Annotated in this window: 15 protein-coding genes; 4 read left to right on the forward strand and 11 right to left on the reverse strand. The window is 68.7% G+C overall.

What is annotated here, in order from left to right; genetic code table 11:
* Positions 1–100: 100 nt before the first annotated feature.
* Both ACIOGX_RS21065 and ACIOGX_RS21070 read right to left on the reverse strand, forming a co-directional pair.
* Complete coding sequence (locus ACIOGX_RS21065) at positions 101–1,768, reverse strand: MFS transporter (RefSeq protein ID WP_356518665.1); 1,668 nt, start codon at positions 1,766–1,768, stop codon at positions 101–103.
* Positions 1,769–2,130: 362 nt separating this feature from the next.
* Positions 2,131–2,835, reverse strand: a complete 705-nt coding sequence (locus tag ACIOGX_RS21070; protein ID WP_401915162.1) for a TetR family transcriptional regulator — start codon at positions 2,833–2,835, stop codon at positions 2,131–2,133.
* Positions 2,836–3,041: 206 nt separating this feature from the next.
* Here ACIOGX_RS21070 and ACIOGX_RS21075 point away from each other — a divergent pair, with 206 nt between their 5' ends.
* Complete coding sequence (locus ACIOGX_RS21075) at positions 3,042–4,214, forward strand: transposase (RefSeq protein ID WP_356518667.1); 1,173 nt, start codon at positions 3,042–3,044, stop codon at positions 4,212–4,214.
* Positions 4,215–4,431: 217 nt separating this feature from the next.
* Positions 4,432–5,364: a MerR family transcriptional regulator gene (locus ACIOGX_RS21080; RefSeq protein WP_401915165.1), complete on the forward strand. Its 933-nt coding sequence runs from the start codon at positions 4,432–4,434 to the stop codon at positions 5,362–5,364.
* Positions 5,365–5,443: 79 nt separating this feature from the next.
* Here the strand turns inward: ACIOGX_RS21080 and ACIOGX_RS21085 are convergent, their stop codons facing one another.
* Positions 5,444–5,773, reverse strand: coding sequence for a hypothetical protein (locus ACIOGX_RS21085; protein ID WP_401915168.1), 330 nt, complete (start codon positions 5,771–5,773; stop codon positions 5,444–5,446).
* A gap of 294 nt (positions 5,774–6,067) precedes the next feature.
* On the opposite strand from ACIOGX_RS21085, the gene ACIOGX_RS21090 reads away from it, so the two are divergent.
* The gene (locus tag ACIOGX_RS21090; RefSeq protein WP_401915171.1) at positions 6,068–6,535 is read left to right on the forward strand and encodes a hypothetical protein; all 468 of its coding nucleotides are present in this window, start codon (positions 6,068–6,070) and stop codon (positions 6,533–6,535) included.
* A 174-nt stretch (positions 6,536–6,709) separates the two neighbouring features.
* Here ACIOGX_RS21090 and ACIOGX_RS21095 read toward each other — a convergent pair whose 3' ends face one another.
* Together ACIOGX_RS21095 and ACIOGX_RS21100 are read right to left on the reverse strand one after the other, a co-directional pair.
* Complete coding sequence (locus ACIOGX_RS21095) at positions 6,710–6,985, reverse strand: hypothetical protein (RefSeq protein ID WP_401915174.1); 276 nt, start codon at positions 6,983–6,985, stop codon at positions 6,710–6,712.
* A 157-nt stretch (positions 6,986–7,142) separates the two neighbouring features.
* On the reverse strand, positions 7,143–9,545 hold the full coding sequence (locus tag ACIOGX_RS21100) for a GH92 family glycosyl hydrolase (RefSeq protein ID WP_401915177.1): 2,403 nt from the start codon (positions 9,543–9,545) through the stop codon (positions 7,143–7,145).
* Positions 9,546–10,035: 490 nt separating this feature from the next.
* On the opposite strand from ACIOGX_RS21100, the gene ACIOGX_RS21105 reads away from it, so the two are divergent.
* Positions 10,036–11,067 carry an aldo/keto reductase gene (locus ACIOGX_RS21105; RefSeq protein WP_401915180.1) on the forward strand — a complete coding sequence of 344 codons (1,032 nt, stop codon included), beginning with the start codon at positions 10,036–10,038 and terminating at the stop codon, positions 11,065–11,067.
* 179 nt (positions 11,068–11,246) lie between these two features.
* Here ACIOGX_RS21105 and manD read toward each other — a convergent pair whose 3' ends face one another.
* The 6 genes from manD to ACIOGX_RS21135 all read right to left on the reverse strand — a co-directional run bounded on the left by manD (position 11,247) and on the right by ACIOGX_RS21135 (position 18,677).
* The gene (gene manD / locus ACIOGX_RS21110) at positions 11,247–12,461 is read right to left on the reverse strand and encodes a D-mannonate dehydratase ManD (protein WP_401915183.1); all 1,215 of its coding nucleotides are present in this window, start codon (positions 12,459–12,461) and stop codon (positions 11,247–11,249) included.
* A 41-nt stretch (positions 12,462–12,502) separates the two neighbouring features.
* Entirely contained in the window at positions 12,503–13,372 is an 870-nt protein-coding gene (locus tag ACIOGX_RS21115; RefSeq protein ID WP_401769427.1) for a carbohydrate ABC transporter permease, read from the reverse strand.
* Positions 13,369–14,331 carry a carbohydrate ABC transporter permease gene (locus ACIOGX_RS21120; RefSeq protein WP_401915186.1) on the reverse strand — a complete coding sequence of 321 codons (963 nt, stop codon included), beginning with the start codon at positions 14,329–14,331 and terminating at the stop codon, positions 13,369–13,371. The genes ACIOGX_RS21115 and ACIOGX_RS21120 overlap by 4 nt, the downstream gene beginning before the upstream one ends.
* Positions 14,331–15,641, reverse strand: coding sequence for an ABC transporter substrate-binding protein (locus ACIOGX_RS21125; RefSeq protein ID WP_401769425.1), 1,311 nt, complete (start codon positions 15,639–15,641; stop codon positions 14,331–14,333). Before ACIOGX_RS21125 ends, ACIOGX_RS21120 begins: the two co-directional genes overlap by 1 nt.
* 147 nt (positions 15,642–15,788) lie before the next feature.
* Positions 15,789–16,613 carry a FadR/GntR family transcriptional regulator gene (locus ACIOGX_RS21130; protein WP_383975341.1) on the reverse strand — a complete coding sequence of 275 codons (825 nt, stop codon included), beginning with the start codon at positions 16,611–16,613 and terminating at the stop codon, positions 15,789–15,791.
* 228 nt (positions 16,614–16,841) lie between these two features.
* Positions 16,842–18,677, reverse strand: a complete 1,836-nt coding sequence (locus ACIOGX_RS21135) for a hypothetical protein (RefSeq protein WP_401915190.1) — start codon at positions 18,675–18,677, stop codon at positions 16,842–16,844.
* Positions 18,678–18,915 lie beyond the last annotated feature (238 nt).

Below are 18,915 nucleotides of genomic sequence, written 5' to 3' on the forward strand. Positions count from 1 at the left end.
GACACACACGGCTCCCCCGGACCGCCGCCATTGCCGGTCGTTTCGGCATACGAGTGGAACGGTGCCCGCACCGCACCCACGCTGTACGGGCACCTTGATGTCATACCCCGGTGCTGGACGACGTGGTGCGCACGTGCTGCTCGGCCAGGACGTCGTCGTCGTGGCGTTCGCCGTCGTGGCGCTTGTCGTCGTGGCCCTTGTCGCCGTGATGCTCGTCGTCCGCCGACTCCTCGGCACCGGTCACCGGAACATTCCGCAGCAGCCACACGGACAGGCCGCACAGCAGCACGCTGAGACACGCACTCACCACGGCCGCGGTGTGAAGTCCGGAGGTGAGACCGGAACGGACCACATCGGCCAGTGCGGAGCCGAGTTCGCCGGGGACGCGTTCGGCGACGGCGACGCCGCCGCTGTAGTTGTTGGCCGCCTCGGCGACCACGTCCTTCGAGACACCGGCGGGTGCCGAGTCGCTGACGTGGCCCCGGTAGACCGCCGCCATCACGCTGCCGGTGGCGGCGATACCGAAGGCGAGGCCGAGTTCGTAGCTGGTCTGGCCGACCGCGGCGGCCTGGCCGGCCTTCGCCGGCGGAGCGGCGCCGACGGCGATGCCCGTGCCGAGCACGGTGATCGGCGCGAGGCCCGCCATCATCACCGTGGTGCCGACGGCGGCGATGGCGACCCCGGAACCGTCGGAGGGCAGGGTGGTGAGCACCACGAAACCGATGACGGCGATCAGCGCGCCGCCCGCGATCACATAGGCGGGGCGGACCCGGCGGGTCAGCAGGGGCGTGGCCTGCGAGCCGATGACCAGACCGACGGCGGGCAGCACCATCAGCCATCCGGTCTCGGCCGAGGGGACACCGCTGACCAGCTGGAGGTACTGCGGAACCACGTACTCCACACCGTTCATGGCGGCGAGACCGACGAACAGCAGCAGCAGCGCCGCGGTGAAGGTCCGCTGGCCGAACAGGCTCAGCTCCAGGAGCGGGTTGTCGATACGGCGCTGACGGGCCACGAACACGGCGCCGAAGACCGCACCGGCCACCAACGGCAGCACGGTCCAGAGCGCGAGGCCGTGCTCACCGAAGTTCTTGATGGCGAGGACGAGCGGCAGCAGGGTCAGCAGCAGCAGCGGCATACTGATGAAGTCGAGCTTCTTCGCGTCGCGATTGGCGTGCTCGGGCACCGTGAGCGGCGTGACGATCAGCGCGGCAGCCATCACCGGTACGCCGAGCAGGAACACCGAGCCCCACCAGAAGTGCTCCAGCATGACCCCGCTGATCACCGGGCCGACGGCGATACCGGCCGACAGCGCGGTGACCCACATGGCGATCGCCCTGGCCCGCTGCCGCTCACTGGTGAACATGTGGGAGATCAGCGCCAGGGTGGCGGGCATGATGGCGGCGCCGGCGACTCCGAGGAGAGCCCGGCCCCCGATCAGCACCAGCGGGTTCGGCGCGTACGCGGCCACGACCGAGGCGACGGTGAACGCGGCGGCGCCGATGAGCAGGACCCTGCGCCGGCCGAAGCGGTCACCGAGGTTGCCCGTGAGCACCAGGAGACCCGCGATGACGAAGCCGTAGATGTCATTGATCCACAGCAGTTCGGTGCTGGTGGGCTCCAGGTCGGCGGAGAGCGGCGGAGTGGCCAGCCACAGGACGCCCAGGTCGGCGGTGAGCAGCATGGTGGGCAGCAGCAGGAAGGCCAGACCGATCCACTGCCTCGCCCCCGCCCGGCGGGGTGGCGTGTCACTGATTTGGCTGGTCATGGGGTGGTCCTCCTGGACGCTCAGGTCGGGTGACGAAGGGGGCTGCCGGATGGGGGGCATCGGTGCGGTTCCGTACTGGCCGGCGGCCGTACATCGAGTCGACCCGCCGCAGTGCTCCGCGCGAGTCCGGCAGGGGACTCCGGCGAGCTGCCGCTCCGGCGACGCGACGGGGGATTCCCGTCGCCGGAGCGGCAGCGATCCGAAGCGCCTGGGAGCATGAAGGGACCCAGGCGGATCAGGAGCGGTCCGGGCCCGTCACGTGTGTCGCTCATCGGCCGGTCCCGGACTTCTCACGCCCCGATCCTGCGGCACCGGCCACGGACTGGGCCACGGGAACCTCAATAAGTCGCAGGAGGAGTGCGTCAGTTGCCGGGCGAGCGCCGCGGGGTGTCCGGGCCGCCGGGACCGGGCGCCGAGAGGGAGCGCAGGATCACGTCGAGGATCCTGGTGAGCTGTCCCAGGGACTCGTGCGCGTCGGCGCCGGCACCCATGCGGCAATGCAGCCCCTGGACGAGACCGGCGGCGAGCGCGGTGACGGTCTCCGGGTCGGCGTCCTGCCTCAGATCGCCGTCGGCATGGGCCTGTACGAGCAGTTCGCCCACCCGCGGCAGCCAGGAGGCCGTCCAGTCCTCCCGGGACGGCCGTTCCCAGCCGAGCCTGACCGCCGCCCGGACGACGGGCTCCCCCGCGAGCAGCCGGCTGATCGCGAGAATCAGCTCTCTGGCCCGGCCCAGGGAAGGTGCCCGGACGGAGGCCGCACCCGCCACGGAGTCCGTACCCGCCGGGAAGTCCGTACCCGCCGGGGCGTCCACGGCGTCCGCGCCCGCCACGGCTTCCACGGCTTCCACGGCTTCCACGGTCTCCCGGACCATCGACACGGACAGCGCCTGGACCGCCTCGACCAGCCTGTCCTTGGTGGGGAAGTGAAAGGTCAGGGCACCCATCGACATGCCGGCCGACCGGCTGATGCTCGCCAGAGAGGCGCCGTGGTAGCCGCCGCGGTCGATCTCCTCCGCCGCCGCGTGCACCATGGCGCGACGGGTTCGCTCGGCTCGCTCCTGGACCATCACGCCGCTCCCTCGTCGTCGTGAAGGCGCGTCAACTTCCCATGCCCCCGCCCGTTGGCGGTCTGTGGACAGCGCACGTTCAGCGGCCCGACGGAGCAGGGCAACGCCGACGAGCCGACGTGCGTTCCGGTTGCCTACCCAGACCAAGAAAGAAAAAAAGTGCTATTTTTTGTCACTGTCCACGTCGGCTGTTCACCGGGGGTCTCATGTCGACAGCAGATGTCTCCACCGTGCCGTTGAGATCGGTCACCACGCCCAGCGCCCTGTCCGCCTTCGCCTCGGACGTATTCGGTCATCTGCCCCGCAGCGACCAGCGCCGCTGGGCCGAGGCCTATCTGTGCGGCATGCTCACCGTGCCGGGCAAGAAGACGATCCGGCGTATCGCACGCGGCGTCTCCCCCTGTCCCGGGGCCCCGCACGCACTGCAGCAGTTCATCAGCGCCAGCCCCTGGGACTGGACGACCGCCCGCGAGACGCTGGCCCGCGCCGCCGCCGCGCATCTCCCCCACCACATATGGACCACGGGCGTCACCTTCATAGAGAAGCGCGGCGAGCATTCGGTCGGAGTGCACCGGCGCTTCGTGCCCGGGGCCGGGCGCACGCTCAACTGCCAGGTGGGTATAGGGCTGTTCCTCACTTCCGAGGACGAGAGCATCCCCGTCGACTGGCGGCTGCTCGTGGACGAGACGTGGTCGGGGGACGCGGTACGCCGCCGGCGGGCCCGCCTGCCGGAGTCCGTCGGCGCGGCGCCCGACTGGGCGCTCGTGCTCGAACTCGTCGACCGGCTCGCCGCACTGCGGCTCTCCGGCCGGACCCCGTTCGTCGCCGATCTGCAGCCCGGCATGGACACCGCGCAACTGGCCCTGCAACTCGGCCAGCGGCAGCAGGACTTCGTCCTCGAGGTCCGGCAGGACCAGCCGGTCGTGCCGGACGCCCCGCAGTCCCCCGGAGAGCCGACACGCGGACGCCCGCTCGGCGCGCACCAGTTGATGGCACACCTGGCCGCTCACCGACCCCATGTGGTGAGCACGGAGCGACTCGGTCCGGGCCGTCACGCGGATGTGCTCTCCACGCCGGCCCGGTTACCCGGCGGCCCCGGCGGCTGGCGTCTCCTCGCCGAGGTCTCGTCCGTCAGCCGACGGCCCGTGCGGTACTGGCTCACCTCACTGGCGCATCAGCGGACCAGCGAGTTACTCACCCTCATCCGCCGTCTGACGCTCACCCGTACCGCGGTGCAGAGCCTTGAGGACGACTACGGCGTGCTCGATTTCGAGGGACGATCGTTCCCGGGCTGGCACCACCACATGACGCTGTCCACGGCCGCGTACGTCTACCGGCGCATGCACGAGAACGACAACGCCCGGCGGGGGGCCGCCTAGAGCGTGTTCCAGGTTCGGATTCCTGTGCGCGCCCCGCACGATGATCATCAAGATATGGGGCGAACGTGGCAGACGGTAGCAGGTGACGACGGCCCTACGATCATTGCGGAGGAAGGGCGCATTTCCTGGCATGTGGCGGGCGGGGAGTTGCACCTTCCGTAACGGCATGTGGTCCGGTGGACTCACGTCCCGGTCCGTTGAGGAAAGGTCCCTGCTCATGCGTTCGTCTTTCGTGCCACCCCGCCAGGTCAAGATCGGTGACGCGGCGGCCTTCGTCGGCAGCACGCCACGGGCGATTCGCCACTACCACGAGATCGGCCTGCTCCCCGAGCCCGAGCGGGGCGGCGACGACCGCCGCCGCTACGGGTACGAGGACATGATCCGTCTGCTGTGGATTCGCAAGATGGCCGACGCCGGGATCGCCCTGGACGACATCCGTGACGCCCTTACCACCGGCACGGCTTCCCCCGGCGCGGACAGCGGAGACGGTATCGCGGGCACCCTGGAACGGCTGGAGGAAAGCCTCACCGAGCAGGAGGCGGAATTGCGGCGGCAACGGACCGCCGTGCAGCGGATGCGCACCGAAGGCAGCCGGATGGGCCTGCTCTCCGACTTCGTCACCGAACGCCTCAAGAGCCTGCCCGAGGGCTCCCTGCGTCAGGCGGACCTGGACACTCTGCTGGTCACTGAGCGGATCTTCGGCCCGCTCGGCGCGGCCGTCCAGGCCACCCGCTTCATCGTCCTGGCCACGCATCCCGCTCTGCGGGAGGATTCCGACCGCGTCGATGACGCCGAGGAGGCACTCGATGACAGCGTCGCCGTCGATGATCCACGGGTGGCTCAAGTGGCCGTCGAGCGGCATGCCTTCGAAAGCGCCCTCCATGCCGTCATCGAGGAGTCCGGCCTGGATGAGGACGACGATGCCCTCTTCGATGCCTGGGACACTCTGCACCCTGCTACCGCCGATGACGGCGAGGACGAGGCCCACCTCGGCTCCGGCAGGCGGGAGGCCGGCTCCATGAGCGCGTTCGAAGCCGTCGGCAAGATGCCCTACGACTTCTCCCCGGCCCGCCTGCGCTGTATGGAACTGGCCGAAGAACTGGCCGCCCACGACTCACCCGCTACCTCAAGCACGGGCCTGGGCGAGTAGGTCCGAAGTCCCTTCTGCCCGGAAACGCCAGGCGGGCGTGACTTTGAAGCTCCGGATGACCACGCAACGCGGCAGGGGGTCAGCCGGGCCGGCGCCAAGGCGTGAGGTCGAGCCCCGGATACCGCAGCGCCGTCCCGGCCAGCGTCTCCGGTGTCCAGTACGGATGTCCGGGCGGCGGGAACCCGAATACCTGGAGCTGGCGCGGTGTGGCCCGCTCGACAAACCTGGACCAGTCCCGCTGACCGGCGGAATAGGCCCAGCCCCGGCGCTGCCCCCATGGGACACCGCGGGGACGGAAGTTCAGGTGCATGGTGTAACGGGCGCCGCGCGGCGCGGTCATCGCCGTGCCGCGATGAACGGTGCCGATCTCGAAGGCGACGACTGTCCCGGCAGGACCGGCCGCGGACACCTCCGCTTCGTACAGATGCGGGCTGCCGCTGCCATCGTGGAAGCGGCTCCTGCTTTCGAGGCCGGCGAGCCAGGATCATCACGGCGGTTGACGCGGGCAAGCGGTTTTCCGGGTAGTACACGTCCGAGTCGGACAGCTGCCCATCCCGGACCCGAGCCGGAGCCACAAAGTTGAACACGTTCAGCCCGGCTGGCAAAGTATCCGGCCACGGCCCACTTCTACCGGGTGGGTCGGTGCGGACGAGGGGCGGGCGGTCTGGTGGCGGGTGGGAGCAGGTTGCGTGTGTGGGGTGCCATGCTCGCCTTGGTGTTGGCGTTGACTGTTCTGACGGGGTGCGGCCCCTATACGTACTACGGGGGAACGGGGCTTCATGACGTCACGCCTGCCGACGTCGCCGGTGTCTGGGAGAACGTCGAAGGCACTCGCCTCGCATTTGACGAAGACGGAACGGCCATTCTTGAGAATCTCGACGGTCAGGACTTCGACTTCGACGACGGCTGGCGCCTTTCAGGTACGGGGACTTGGCAACTGACCGACGACGACGGCGGACAGAAGGTCAGGCTGGCGTTGACGGCCCGGACTCAGGCCGGAACTCGTCTTTCCCTGCCGACCGGCGAGGAACCGCCTCCTGAGCCACCATCAACGTATACGTGGTACTTCTACGTGGACCGCGCACAGCAGGACGAGCTGACGTTGTTCTTCTTCTTCGGCGATCCCGACGTCGGGAACACGTATGTGATGACGCGAGGGACAGCACCATAATGGCGGCGGCTCGGTGTCTCGTGAGACGGTTCATCCCGCACTCGACCGCGTGGCGCTCGCGGTAGTCGGCGGGGCGGAACGCGGCGGCCGGCCGGTGCGGGGCGGGGGCTCCGCTCAGAGGCGCGGCGCGTTCGCATGCTCCAGAGCCTTGCGGGCGGCGAGATATCCCGCGATTCAGAACGCCAACTCGTGGGAGCCGAACGTCTCGGCGCGGGCCCGCCGCAGCACCACCCGGGTGGCGGTCACGACGCCGTGCTCGGGCAGGTTCAACTGCTCGTTGATCCCCGCGGCGACCGCCGCGAAGAAGCGCGGCAGATCCCCGGAGGGTTCGTACGCCACCGCCGGCCCCTCGGCCACCTCGAAGGCGAAGCCCTCGGCCGCGGGCTCGAAATCCACCGTGATCTCCGCGAAGTGCGGCGCGCAGTTCTGCTTCTGATGCAGCACGCGCACGCCACGGATGGGATACGGCGGGAATCGAGGCAGCGTCGGCATCATGCCGGAACAGTACCTCCGACCTCGATGCGGACGCGGGCAACGACGACGCCTCCGGGCACCACCGGACAAACGGCCCTGGCCCGATCCGCCGATCGGGCCAGGGCCGTTTCCCTCAGTCCATCGGTGACTTGGCGGCGGGGTCCTCTTCCGCCCCCAGCATGGCGGGCGGCTGGTTCCCGCTGCCGCGTCCCCAGCGGGACGACGCTCCGTCCGTGGTGAGCTTGAAGTCGACCGTGCCGGCGGCGAGCAGGTCGTGGTGCGAGATCCAGCTACGACCGGTCTTCTCACCCCCGACGGTCAGCTTGTCGATGTACTGGTTGACCGATGACTTCGCCCCCGGGGCGTTCAGCGTGAGCCGGGTGCCGTCGGACTGCGTGATCACGGCCTTCGGGAACATCGGCGCGGAGAAGATGTAGTTGCCCGTGCCGGGCTGCGCCTCGAAGAGGCCCAGCATCGCGAACGCGCCCATGGCCGAACTGGCGCCGAGGTCGTCGTTGCCGGGAATACCGTTGTACGTGTCCGTGTAGAGCGCGCGCTGCGCGCGTGTCACCGCGGACGTCTTCCAGGGGCTGTCCGTCCACGCGTACATCCACGGGGCGTGGAAGTCGGGCTCGTTGTTCGGGTTGAACTCGAAGTGGCCGTTGTAGTCGATCGGCCCTGTCACCCAGTGCTTCGCCGCCGCCGTGGAGACATCGTCGAGGACCGCCGGGAAGGTGAAGAACGTATCGAGCCGCTTCTCGGCCTCGTCGGCTCCGCCCATCAGCCGGAACAGCGCCTCGGGGTCCTGCTGGCCGAGCCACTGGTACTGCCAGGCGGTGCCTTCCTTGAAGCCCTTGCCGTTCACCACCGCATCGGTCGGTACAAAACGTCCGTCAGCGGCGCGGACCTGGGGGAACCCGACATAGCCCTTGGACTCGATGTCCGGATTCCAGATGTGCGCGAATTCGTCACAGCGAGGCTGGAGGGCGTCCGCCTCCGCGAACTTTCCGAGGCCGACGGCCATCGTGCCGAGCGCGCAGTCCGCCAGCGAGTACTCGAGACCGATGGAAGCGGCCTCACCCGGAATACGCTCGGACGGAATGAATCCCCTGGACAGGTAGTCCGGATTGAACTCGCGGGCCTTGATGTTGGTCGCCGGGGGCGGGACCTCATTGACGTTCTTCCACAGCGCGGCGAAGAGCTTGGCCGAGAGTTCGTCATCGAGCAGACCGCGCGAATACAGGGTGACGATGAAGGGCGTCACGGGATCACCACTGGTGGCATTCGTCTCGGCCTGGCCCAGCGACCACCGGGGCACCCATCCGCCCTGTTCGTAGATGGCCAGGATCGACCGGGCGATATCGGTCGCGCGTTTCGGTTCGAGAAGCGCGATCAGCTGATTCTGTGATCGGTAGGTGTCCCACATCGACAGCATCTGGTAGTAGTCGTCGCCCGGCGCGACTTTGTGCGGCTTGCCGTCGAAGCCCTGGTATGTGCCGTCCACGTCCTGTGCGACCGACGGGTGCAGCAACCCGTGGTACAGCTCGGTGTAGAAGGTCTTCAGGTCGTCGGTCGAGTCGCTGGACACCCGCACACTCCGGAGCTGCTTCTTCCACACCGCGTGCGCGTCGTCCCGCACCGTGTCGAAGGACTTCAGCTTCCCTCTGGACCCCGGGCCCTTGGACAGCTCCGCGACGCGGTTCTTCTCCGCGCCTTCGACCGAGGTGTAGGAGACGCCGGTGTGGGTGACGACCGGGGCCTTCCCGCCGGGTGCGAAGGAGAGCACAGCGCCGCCCGTGGCAGCGGTTCGCCCGGCGACGGGTACCTTCTCGCCGCGGTTCCAGGTGGCGACCCCGGCGATCGGCTCGGAGAGCGTCATGCTGAAGTGCAGGGTGTAACGGCTCGGCCGACCGGCCCCGCAGAAGGAGCCGCTCGTCACCGAACCCTGGATCTTGTCGCCGACGACCTTCACATCGCTCGCGAACGTCTGCCCCCAGACGTCCGTGACATTGACGATCAGCTTGCGATCCGCCTCGCCGTCCGCGTACGTGAACCGGTCGACGCCCGTGCGCGTGGTCGACGTCAGCTCCGCGCGTATGTTGTGCTTTTCCAGCGTCACACCGTAGTAACCGGGCCTCGACACCTCGGTGTCATGACTGAACTCGGACATGTTCGCCGAGAGGGATGTGTCGGTCACCGCGCCCACGGTCGGCATGATCCGGACCCAACTGCCCGCGGGGCAGCCGATCCCGGAGAGATGCACCTGGCTGAAGCCGGTCAGAGTGGTGGCGTCATAGTTGTAGGCGGCATTTCCCACATTCGTGTCCGGACTGTTCTGCACCATGCCGAACGGCACGGCCGCTCCGGGGAACGTCATTCCCGAAGTGGTGTTGCCGACTTGCGGATTGACGTAGCCAGTCGGATCCGAGACCGAGTGCGGCGCTGCACTGGCGGCGGGAACTCCCAGCAGGCCCGCCATGACCGCCGCGGCGGTCGCCCCCACCGCCGTTCGCCACCGGGTGACGAATCTGGACATGTTGAGCGCCTTCCGGTTGACAACGTTGTCGTAGCTCGGATGCTTACAGCTGCCGCGACATACGTCAAGAGAGTGAACAAAAGCCGGGCGGGGGTCTCGACTTCAACATCGGTGCCGGTCCTGACCGCCCCACCGCGTCCCGTGGCGTGCCGGAATGGCGGCGGTGCTGGTCGGGCGGGGTCGGCCCTTGCGCAGTGGCTCCGGCCGGTCCACGCGTCGTCCCGCACTCGCCAAGTGATCGCCGGCATATGAAGACGTTCGCGCACCTCGCCACCTCGCCACCTCGCCACCTCGCCACCTCGCCGCAGACAAACGCGCCCCAGCAGTACAGGACATGCGCAGTACAGGACATTTCCTGTCCTCTACCTCTGTCATGGTGGCGTTCGAGCCGTTCAGGAGGCATCGCCCCTGGTCACGGCAGCCGCCGCCGGAGCTCGGGCGGCGGCGTATTCGTCCATCGAGGCCAGGGACAGACAGGAAGCGGATCACCGTGAGGATGCGGAAGCTGGGACGGACCGGCATCGACGTCAGTGCCTACTGCCTGGGCACCATGGTGTTCGGCAGGATGGGCAATCCGGATCACGACGACTGCGTGCGCATGATCCACCGGGCGCTGGACGAGGGCATCAATTTCGTCGACACCGCCGACGTGTACGGCTACAGCGAGACCGAGGAGATCGTCGGAAAGGCCCTCAAAGGACGTCGCGACGAGGTCGTACTGGCGACCAAGTTCAACGGACCGATGGGCAAAGGCCCCAACCGCGGCGGCAGTTCACGGCGCTGGGTCGTCCAGGCGGTCGAGGGCTCGCTGAAGCGGCTGGGGACCGACTACATCGACCTCTACCAGATCCACCACCCCGACCCGCACACGGACATCGAGGAGACCCTCTCCGCGCTCACCGACCTCGTGCGCGCGGGGAAGGTCCGCGCGATCGGCTCCTCCAATCTGCCGGCCTCGGAGATCGTCGAAGCGCAGTGGGTGTCCCAGCGGCGCGGACTGCACCGCCTGCGCACCGAGCAGCCCACCTATTCCATCCTCAACCGCGGCATCGAGCGGGAGGTCCTGCCCACCTGCCGCCGCCACGGCCTGGGCGTTCTGGTGTGGAGCCCCCTGGCCATGGGCCTGCTCACCGGCCGCTACCGCAAGAACACCGCGCGGCCCGATAACGCCCGTATGCGCTGGGTCCCCCGGCACCTCACCGACGAGCGCAAGCTCGACGCGGTCGAGCAGCTGCTCACCCTCGCCGAAGAAACCGGCCACTCCCTCACGCACCTGGCCATGGCCTTCGCCACCGGCCACCCCGATGTCACCTCCGCCATCATCGGCCCGCGCACCATGGACCAGCTGGACGACCTGCTCGCCGGCACCACCCTCACCCTCGGCGACGACATCCTCGACAAGATCGACGCGATCGTCCCGCCCGGCACCGACATCGGCCCGCTGGACGTCTCCTCCACACCTCTCTCCCTCACCCGCGCAGACCTGCGCCGACGCCCGCTCCACGAGCGAGCCGCGGCCTGAGAACGCGATGACCGTGTTCCGCCTGCCTCGGTGACCAGCCGTGGTGGCGGACGGGTCGTGGTAGCGGACGGGTCGTGGTAGCGGACGGGTCGTGGTGGCCGAGGGCCTTCGGGATGACCGGGGCCGGGGCCGTCCGGTCGGCCCGACCGGACGGCCCCGGCCCGTGGAAGAACCCGGGGTCACCAGTCGTGGACAGTCCCGTCCCCGAGCCTGTTGACGGGCAGATAGGCCGCCTTGTATGGGTGGGCGGCGGCCAGGTCCTCGTCCAGCTCCACTCCGATGCCGGGCGCCTCGCCGGGGTGCAGGTGCCCATCCGTGAAGGTGTACGCGTGCCGGAACACCTCCTCGGTGAGCGGGGTGTGACCCGAGTACTCCTGTATGCCGAAGTTGTGGACGGCGAGGTCGAGATGGACCGCGGCGGCCATCCCCACCGGGGAGATGTCCTCCGGCCCGTGCACGGCGCTCTTGATCTGGTACTGCGCGGCGAAGTCGAAGAGCTTGCGCAGCGGGGTGACACCGCCGAAGTGCGTGACCGCTGAGCGCACGTAGTCGATCAGCTGCTCGGTGATCAGGGCCTGGTAGTCGTACACGGTGTTGAAGACCTCGCCGATGGCGAGCGGCGTGGTGGTGTGCCGGCGCACCAGTCGCAGGGCCTCCTGGTTCTCGGCGGGGGTGCAGTCCTCCAGCCAGAACGGCCGGTAGGGCTCCAGGTCCTTGCCGAGCCGTGCCGCCTGGATCGGTGTGAGCCGGTGATGGGCGTCGTGGAGCAGGGGCAGTTCGCCGCCGAACTCCGCGCGTACCGCCTCGAATACGGCGGGCATGTGACGCAGGTAGGCGTCGGTGTCCCAGTCCTCCACCAGGGGGCGGGCCTGCTGATGCAGGACGGGCGATCCGGCGTCGTCCGTACTGGACACGCCGTACACGGCCCGCAGACCGGGGATGCCCGACTGGATCCGGACCGCGGGGTAGCCCTCGGACAGGCGGGCCCTGACCGAGTCGAGGAGTTCGGGGATGTCACGGCCGTTCGCATGGCCGTAGGTGCCGACGCGGTCCCGGCTGGCCCCGCCGAGGAGTTGGTAGAGCGGAAGCCCGGCGGCCTTGGCCTTGATGTCCCACAGCGCGACGTCGACGGCGGCGATCGCGGCCATCGTCACCGGCCCGCGCCGCCAGTAGGCGCCCCGGTACAGGGACTGCCAGGTGTCCTCGATCCTGTGCGGGTCGAGACCTATGAGCAGTGGGGCCACGTGGTCGGTGAGGTAGCTGACGACGGCGAGCTCGCGGCCGTTGAGGGTGGCGTCGCCGAGGCCGGTGAGTCCCTCGTCCGTCGTCAGCTTGAGGGTGACGAAGTTACGGCCGGGGCTGGTGACGACGACGGTCGCGTCGACGATCTTCATGGATGTTGTTTCTCTTCCGGGTGCGGTGGGTGGGGGGTTGTTCAGCCCTTGGTGGCGCCCGAGGTCAGCCCGGACACCAGGTATTTCTGGCCGAGGACGGCGGCCAGGACGACCGGGACGGTGATCAGGGTGGAGGCGGCCATGAGGCCACCCCAGTCGGTGCTCGCGTAGGAAATGAAGTTGAAGAGGGTCACCGGCACGGTCTGGGTGATGTCGTCGGCGAAGACCAGCGCGAACATGAAGTTGTTCCAGCTGAAGACGAAGGCCAGCAGCGAGGCGGTCGCGGTGCCCGGTGCCGCGAGCGGCAGCGAGATGCGCCAGAAGGCACCGAAGGCGCTCAGCCCGTCGGTGCGCGCGGCTTCCTCCAGTTCGACCGGCAGCCCCGCGAAGAAGCTGATCATGATCCACATGATGAGCGGGACGGAGACGAACATGTGGCTGAGGATCAGCACGGTGTAGGAGCCGACGAGGCCCAGCTGCGCGAACAGGTAGTACCAGGGCACCAGCAGCGAGATCGCCGGGACGATGCGCGCGACCAGGATGAGGGAGCCGGTGCGGTGCATGTCGAACCGGCCCACGGCCCAGGCGGCCGGCACGGCGATGACGGCGGACAACACGGTGGATATCACGCCGACGAGCAGGGAGTTGCCCATCGACCGCAGGATCTGCCCGGCCTCGACGATGCTGCGGAAGTTGTCGAGGGTGGGGCTGAACCACAGGCCCACGGACGGGTCGGTCACCTGCACATTGGTCTTGAACGCGGCGGCGAACATCCACACCACCGGCAACGCGAAGACGAGCGTCACGATCGTGATGGCGGTGCCGCGCAACCAGGACCAGTTCCTGCGACGCGGCGGGCCGGCCGGACGCCTGCCGGTCGGGCGGGTGGCGTGGGTGACGGTGGCACTCATGTGTTCTTCCTTCCGCCCCGGCGGCGCAGCAGCACCACGACACCGATGATGAAGAGCGTGAACAGGACCAGAACGGCGGCGGCCAGGCCGTACTCCTGGTAGTCGAAAGTGAGCCCGTAGGCGTAGACGTTGAGGGTTTCCGCCTCGAAGTCCGAGCCGCCTCCCGCGCCCTTGGTGGCGTAGAGGATGTCGAAGGTCTTGAGGGCGTCGACGGCGCGCAGGACGAGCGCGGTGGCGAGGGCAGGGCCGAGCATCGGCAGCACGATGTGGCGGAAGCGCTGCCACGCGTTCGCGCCGTCGACGAGCGCGGCCTCCTCGGGCTCCTCGGGGAGGGTGGTCAGGCCGGCGAGCAGCAGCAGTGTCATCATCGGTGTCCACTGCCACACGTCGATGAGCATCAGCGTCGGCAGCGACTGGCCCACCGAGCCGAGGAACTCCTGCCTGGGCAGTCCGACGCCTTCGAGGAGGTGGTTGGCGATGCCGTTGGTGGGATCGAGGATCAGCAGCCACAGGATGCCGATCGCCACCGGCGTGGTGAGCAGCGGAATGATCAGGACGGTACGCACCCAGCGCATGCCGCGGAACGGCTTGCGCATCAGCATCGCCAACGCGAGGCCCAGCACCGTCTCCAGTAGCACCGCACCGACCGTGAACACGAGTGTGCGGCGGGCGGCCGGCCAGAACCGGCGGGTGTCGCCGAGGGCATCGGTGAAGTTCCGCAGGCCGATGTGTTCCTTGCCGGCGTTCACGGCGCCGAAGGCGTCGGTCAGGCTGAGGTCGAGCGTGAAGGCCAGGGGGAAGACGATCATCAGGCCCACGAAGAGCAGCGCCGGGGCGAGCATCGTCCACTTCAGGCGCCGATTGGCCTGTTCGAAGGTGCGCGGCCGACGTGCACGGGCCGGGCCGTCGCCCGGCGGACGGGAGGCGACAGGGACCGTGGAGGCCTTCGTGATGGACATCAGGACTCCTTGTGGCGGTTGTCGCGGACCAGGAAGTCGGCGAACTCCGCGTCCGCGTCGCGGGCGACGGGCGGTACGGCCTCGCCGAGGATGCCGGCGACCAGCGGCCGTCCGACGATGTCCCTGGCCCGGCCGACCTGGAGGACCCGGGGCCGGTCGTAGCCCAGACCGCGCTCCGCGTTGAGCCGCATGGCGTCGGCCAGATCCGGCGGGAAAACGGCGAGCGCCTTCGGATCGGACCACACGGAGGCGCGGGCACCGGGGATACCGTCCGACTGGAGCGCGAGGGACATCTGCGGTCCGGCGGCCCACTTGATGAACTGCCAGGCGTCGTCACGCAACCGGGAGAACGTGTTGATGCCGAGGCTCCAGGACGGGATGTTGTGCGGCCGGGCCCCGGCCGGTCCGGCGGGGAACGGGGCGAAGCCGACGCTCTCCCGCACGGTGGACACCTTCGGGTCGAGAAAGCTGCTGTAGATCGCGTCGGCATCGATGTAGAAGGCCGCCTTGCCCTGCGCGAAGATCGGCATCGCGCCTTCGAGGCTCATGTTGGTCGCCCCGGGCGGGCCCGTCTTCGCCAGCAGCCTGCCGTAGTACTCGTACGCGGCGAGAGCCTCCGGAGTTCCGATGCCGGACTTGCCCGCGACGACGAAGTCACCGCCGTGCGAGTACAGGAAGCTCGACCACTGGGACACGGCGCCGCTGCGCTGTCCCCGGCCGACGAAGCCGTAGAAGCCCTCGTTCCGCCGCGTGAGTTCCTGCGCGGCGGCCATCAGCGCGTCCAGCGTACGGGGCGGCCCGCCGAGATCGTCGACCATGTCCTTCCGGTAGTACAGCACCGGGCGTTCGGTCACCACCGGGACGCTCAGCACCTTTCCCGCTGTCACGGACGCCTGGCGCGGGGCCTTCTGGAAGTCCGCCCAGGCGAACTCCTCGTCGCCCTCGACACGGTCGGTAAGGTCCGCGAGCCAGCCGTTGTGCGCGAAGACCAACTGCTCCTGCAACGCGCGGACCATCATCACGTCCACGTCGGTGCCGGAGGCGTTGAGCTTGACGTTGTAGCTGCTCGCGAGCTGGTCGGCGGTGAGGAGCGTCATCGACACCCGCCGCCCGGTCAGCTCCTCGAACTCCTTCGTCCGGCGCCGGATCGCCTGGGACCACACATGGTTGATCGCCATGATCCGCAACGGTGTGTCGGCCGAGGGGGAACCACCCCGCGCCGAACAGGCGCTGAGCACCCCCGCGCCGACGGCCCCGGCGGCGAGCCTGCCGAAGGAGCGCCGGCTCAGGAGCTGGCTGCTCGTGGACATCCTTGGTCCTCGTCTCTCTGCGGTGTACGAACGGCTCCGAGATCACTGGTCCAACTGGTAGGACCAGTTGTGACGGCCAAGACCGTAACAGTGGAAGAGCCCTGCCGACCAGCCTCTGACCGCGGTTTCTCGTATCCGCGTGGTGGGCTACGCGCGCCCCGTGGCGCCGCCCCGCCCGGTCTCCGCCTGTCCGAGGAGCGCCTCGATGTGATTGCGGGCCATGATGTCGACCTGAAGGTCGAGATCCGCCCCGTAGGTGCGCAGGCCGAGCATCAGGTGCTCCCGCATCCGCGCACAGGCCGCCTCCACGTCCCGCGCCTCGATCGCCTCGAAGATCTCCGGATGGTGTGGAACGCCGGGCTCGCCGATCGACGGGTCGGAGTTCGAGCGCAACATCATCTCGAACATCATCCCGCTGATCGAGGACAGCATGATCCGCAGCACCGGGTTCTTGCTCGCCACCGCGATGGCGTCGTGGAAGCTCATATCGGCCTGCGCCTTGATCACGACGTCGGTCGCCGATTCCATGGCGTCCCGCGCGGACCGCATGACGGCGATGTCGTGGTCCGTGGCCCGCTCGGTCGCCAGCCGGACGATCTCGACCTCGAGCGGAATCCGTGCCTCGATCAGATGACGGACCGTGGGCCGGCCCGCCCGGTAGAGCGCGTCGTACCCCCGGGCCTGCCCCGAGGTCTGCTCCCGCACGAACGAGCCGCGCCCCGGCGCGACCTCGATCAGATGCTGGGCCTCCAGCCGTCGCAGCACCTCGCGCACGACGTTCCTGCTGGAACCGAAGTGGGCGGCGAGCTCGCGCTCCGACGGGAGTTTCGTCCCGACGGCGATCTCCCCGGACCTGATGTCGTGCTCCAGTTGGCGCGCGATGCGTTCCGTCAATAGCCCCCGCTGTGCGGGGTCCATGACAGGTCCGGACTGCGAGGAGCCCGACGGTGATGAGGGGGCGGGCGGCTGCATAGGGGCAGCGTACAGGCCCGCCCGCCGGCGCCTTCCGGCCGAGCGCCGTGGCCCTCGGCCCGCTGACGGCGGCACTCGCCCGTCATCGCGGTGCCGGCACCCTCGTACCGGCCCGCTCCCGGGCCCTGTCCTCAGAGTCCCGCCTGTCCGGCCCGGCCCGGCCCCGGGTGAGCGGGGCCGGGCCGGTCGGTCCGGTTCGGTTCGGTCCGGTTCGGTCCGGTTCGGTGTTCAGCCGGTGATCTTGAAGGTGTCCGGAGAATCGTTCCGCTGCGCCACCTGCCCCGGGAACAGGTTCTGGATCTTGTTCCCGGTGAACTTCCCCGTGCCGGTGACTCCCGAGTTGATCCAGATTCCCTGCTTCGCCGGACGGTCGATCGTATTGTTCGTCAGCGTGACATTGACGCGCGTTCGATCGATGCTGAGACCCGCGGTGAGGGATCCCCGCAGAATGTTGTCGCTCATGGTGACGTTCGTGAACGCGTTCGGGAACTGCGAGGTGCTCCCCGTCGAACCGATGTGCACGCCATGCCGGACGCCGTTCCAGCCACCGCCGCCCTGGAGGACGTTTCCGGTGACCGCGACGGACTCCAAGGGGTGCCCCGAATCACCGAACACGCTGAGTTCCAGCGCGTTGTTCGACGACACGCTGTTCACCACGTTGTTCCGCACCTCGACGTTCTTTCCGCCGGCGACCCGGATCCCGTTGGCCCACCAGGGTGCGACCGCGGTGTTGTTCAGGATCTTCGCCCCGGACACCTGGCCGTTCTTGCCGGTGGGGCCCGCGTCGGAGTACGTCGCGAAGGAATCGTCACCGGTGTTCCGGGCGAAGCTGTTCCGGACGGTGATGTTGAGGCCGAGCTTGTCCGCGTTCGGCGTGTTGCCGTTGTTGATGTTGTAGCCGTCGCCGTAGCTGTCCGCGGTCCGGCTGTTCTGCAGGATGCCGTCGGTGCCCGACAGCCAATTGGCGTCGATGTGCCGCGTCCAGAGCCGGTCGATCAGCCAGCCCGTACCGCCGGTGTTGACTCCGTAGTCCGAACCGCCGGTGCCACCGATTCCCCGCCAGACGGCGTTGGTGTCGATCTGAAGGTCCGTCAGCGTGGTTTTCGTGCCCACGACGATCTGCGAGCGCCAGGAGTTGGCCGGCAGCGGCACCTTGCGGTACAGGGTCGTGTACCACATACCGGCACCCTGCACCTTCACCCCGGTGAAGTCCAACGGCCTGGAAACCAGGCTGTTCGTCAGGTACTTGCCCTGCGGGATCCACACCGACTTCCCCTGCGAGCGAGCGGCGTTCACCGTGTCCTGGATGGCCACCGTCGAATCCCGCTGGAAGTTCGGGTCCGCGCCGTTGCTGACCACGGAGATCGAGTTCGCCGGCTGCGCCAGTGCGGCACCGACGTTCTCCAGGTCGACGGAGTCGATGTCGTAGACGGCGGCCGTGTTGCCCGCGTCCTTCTTGAGCTGGATGGTGCTGCCCGGGGCGATCGCGGCGCCCGTCACGCGCAGGGGGAATTCGTTGTAGAAGCGGTAGGCCACGCCTCCGGCGCGGGGGTCGTCCGGATTGGTGGTCGCACCACGGTAGTTCCACGCCTGCTGGGAGCTGAGGGCGATCGCCTGGCGGAAGACGCCGTTCACGTACAGGTTCAGCGTCGCGTTGATCCCGCCGCCCCCGGCCGCATCCGGAATCGAGGCGCGGACCACGAGGCTGTTGGCGTTCTTCCCCGTGTTGTTCGTCAGCGTCACGGAATCGCCGTTGGCCTTCAACTCGACCAGCGCATAACCCGAGGCCTCGCCCTCCAGGGTGGCCCGGGTCGGGGGCGCCGCCCCCGGAGTGAGGGAGCGGACACGGGCGCCGACGCCGAGCGTCCCGGATTCGGCTTCGACCGTCACGAAGGGAGTGGTGGCCCCGGCCGCGGCGGCGATCTGGGCTTCGGACAGGGCGGCCGGCTGGGCGGCGGCGGCCATGGCAACGTTGTCAGGGCGCGCGTCGCCGCTCTGGACGGACACCACGCCGGCAGCGAGCAACGCGAGGCCGCATAGGCCGGGCATGATTCTGCGGTACATGTTTTACCCCTTGATGGGATGGGCGATGGTGCGGGAACCGCCAAACCGCGAGCGGCTACGTGCCCGAGAATGCTCGGACGCCAAGGCGGTCGGAACGTTCCGCCTTCTGTGCCGGCAGCTTGACCATATGGGCGAGATTGAACTGCCCAACTCACAACTCGTCAATAGCCCCAGCACTCACGGGACTTGCCTGGCCTGAAGGCGCTGCCGGACCGATGCGATCGGCTCTCCCCTCCCC

Source organism: Streptomyces sp. NPDC088147, assembly GCF_044741565.1.
Lineage (GTDB): Bacteria > Actinomycetota > Actinomycetes > Streptomycetales > Streptomycetaceae > Streptomyces.

What these genes read in the sequence shown, in the direction of transcription:
- ACIOGX_RS21065 (WP_356518665.1), bottom strand. Translation starts at nt 1,768, where the DNA reads ATGACCAGCCAAATCAGTGACACGCCACCCCGCCGGGCGGGGGCGAGG.
- ACIOGX_RS21070 (WP_401915162.1), bottom strand. Translation starts at nt 2,835, where the DNA reads ATGGTCCAGGAGCGAGCCGAGCGAACCCGTCGCGCCATGGTGCACGCG.
- ACIOGX_RS21075 (WP_356518667.1), top strand. Translation starts at nt 3,042, where the DNA reads ATGTCGACAGCAGATGTCTCCACCGTGCCGTTGAGATCGGTCACCACG.
- ACIOGX_RS21080 (WP_401915165.1), top strand. Translation starts at nt 4,432, where the DNA reads ATGCGTTCGTCTTTCGTGCCACCCCGCCAGGTCAAGATCGGTGACGCG.
- ACIOGX_RS21090 (WP_401915171.1), top strand. Translation starts at nt 6,068, where the DNA reads ATGCTCGCCTTGGTGTTGGCGTTGACTGTTCTGACGGGGTGCGGCCCC.
- ACIOGX_RS21100 (WP_401915177.1), bottom strand. Translation starts at nt 9,545, where the DNA reads ATGTCCAGATTCGTCACCCGGTGGCGAACGGCGGTGGGGGCGACCGCC.
- manD (WP_401915183.1), bottom strand. Translation starts at nt 12,461, where the DNA reads ATGAAGATCGTCGACGCGACCGTCGTCGTCACCAGCCCCGGCCGTAAC.
- ACIOGX_RS21115 (WP_401769427.1), bottom strand. Translation starts at nt 13,372, where the DNA reads ATGAGTGCCACCGTCACCCACGCCACCCGCCCGACCGGCAGGCGTCCG.
- ACIOGX_RS21120 (WP_401915186.1), bottom strand. Translation starts at nt 14,331, where the DNA reads ATGTCCATCACGAAGGCCTCCACGGTCCCTGTCGCCTCCCGTCCGCCG.
- ACIOGX_RS21125 (WP_401769425.1), bottom strand. Translation starts at nt 15,641, where the DNA reads ATGTCCACGAGCAGCCAGCTCCTGAGCCGGCGCTCCTTCGGCAGGCTC.
- ACIOGX_RS21130 (WP_383975341.1), bottom strand. Translation starts at nt 16,613, where the DNA reads ATGCAGCCGCCCGCCCCCTCATCACCGTCGGGCTCCTCGCAGTCCGGA.
- ACIOGX_RS21135 (WP_401915190.1), bottom strand. Translation starts at nt 18,677, where the DNA reads ATGTACCGCAGAATCATGCCCGGCCTATGCGGCCTCGCGTTGCTCGCT.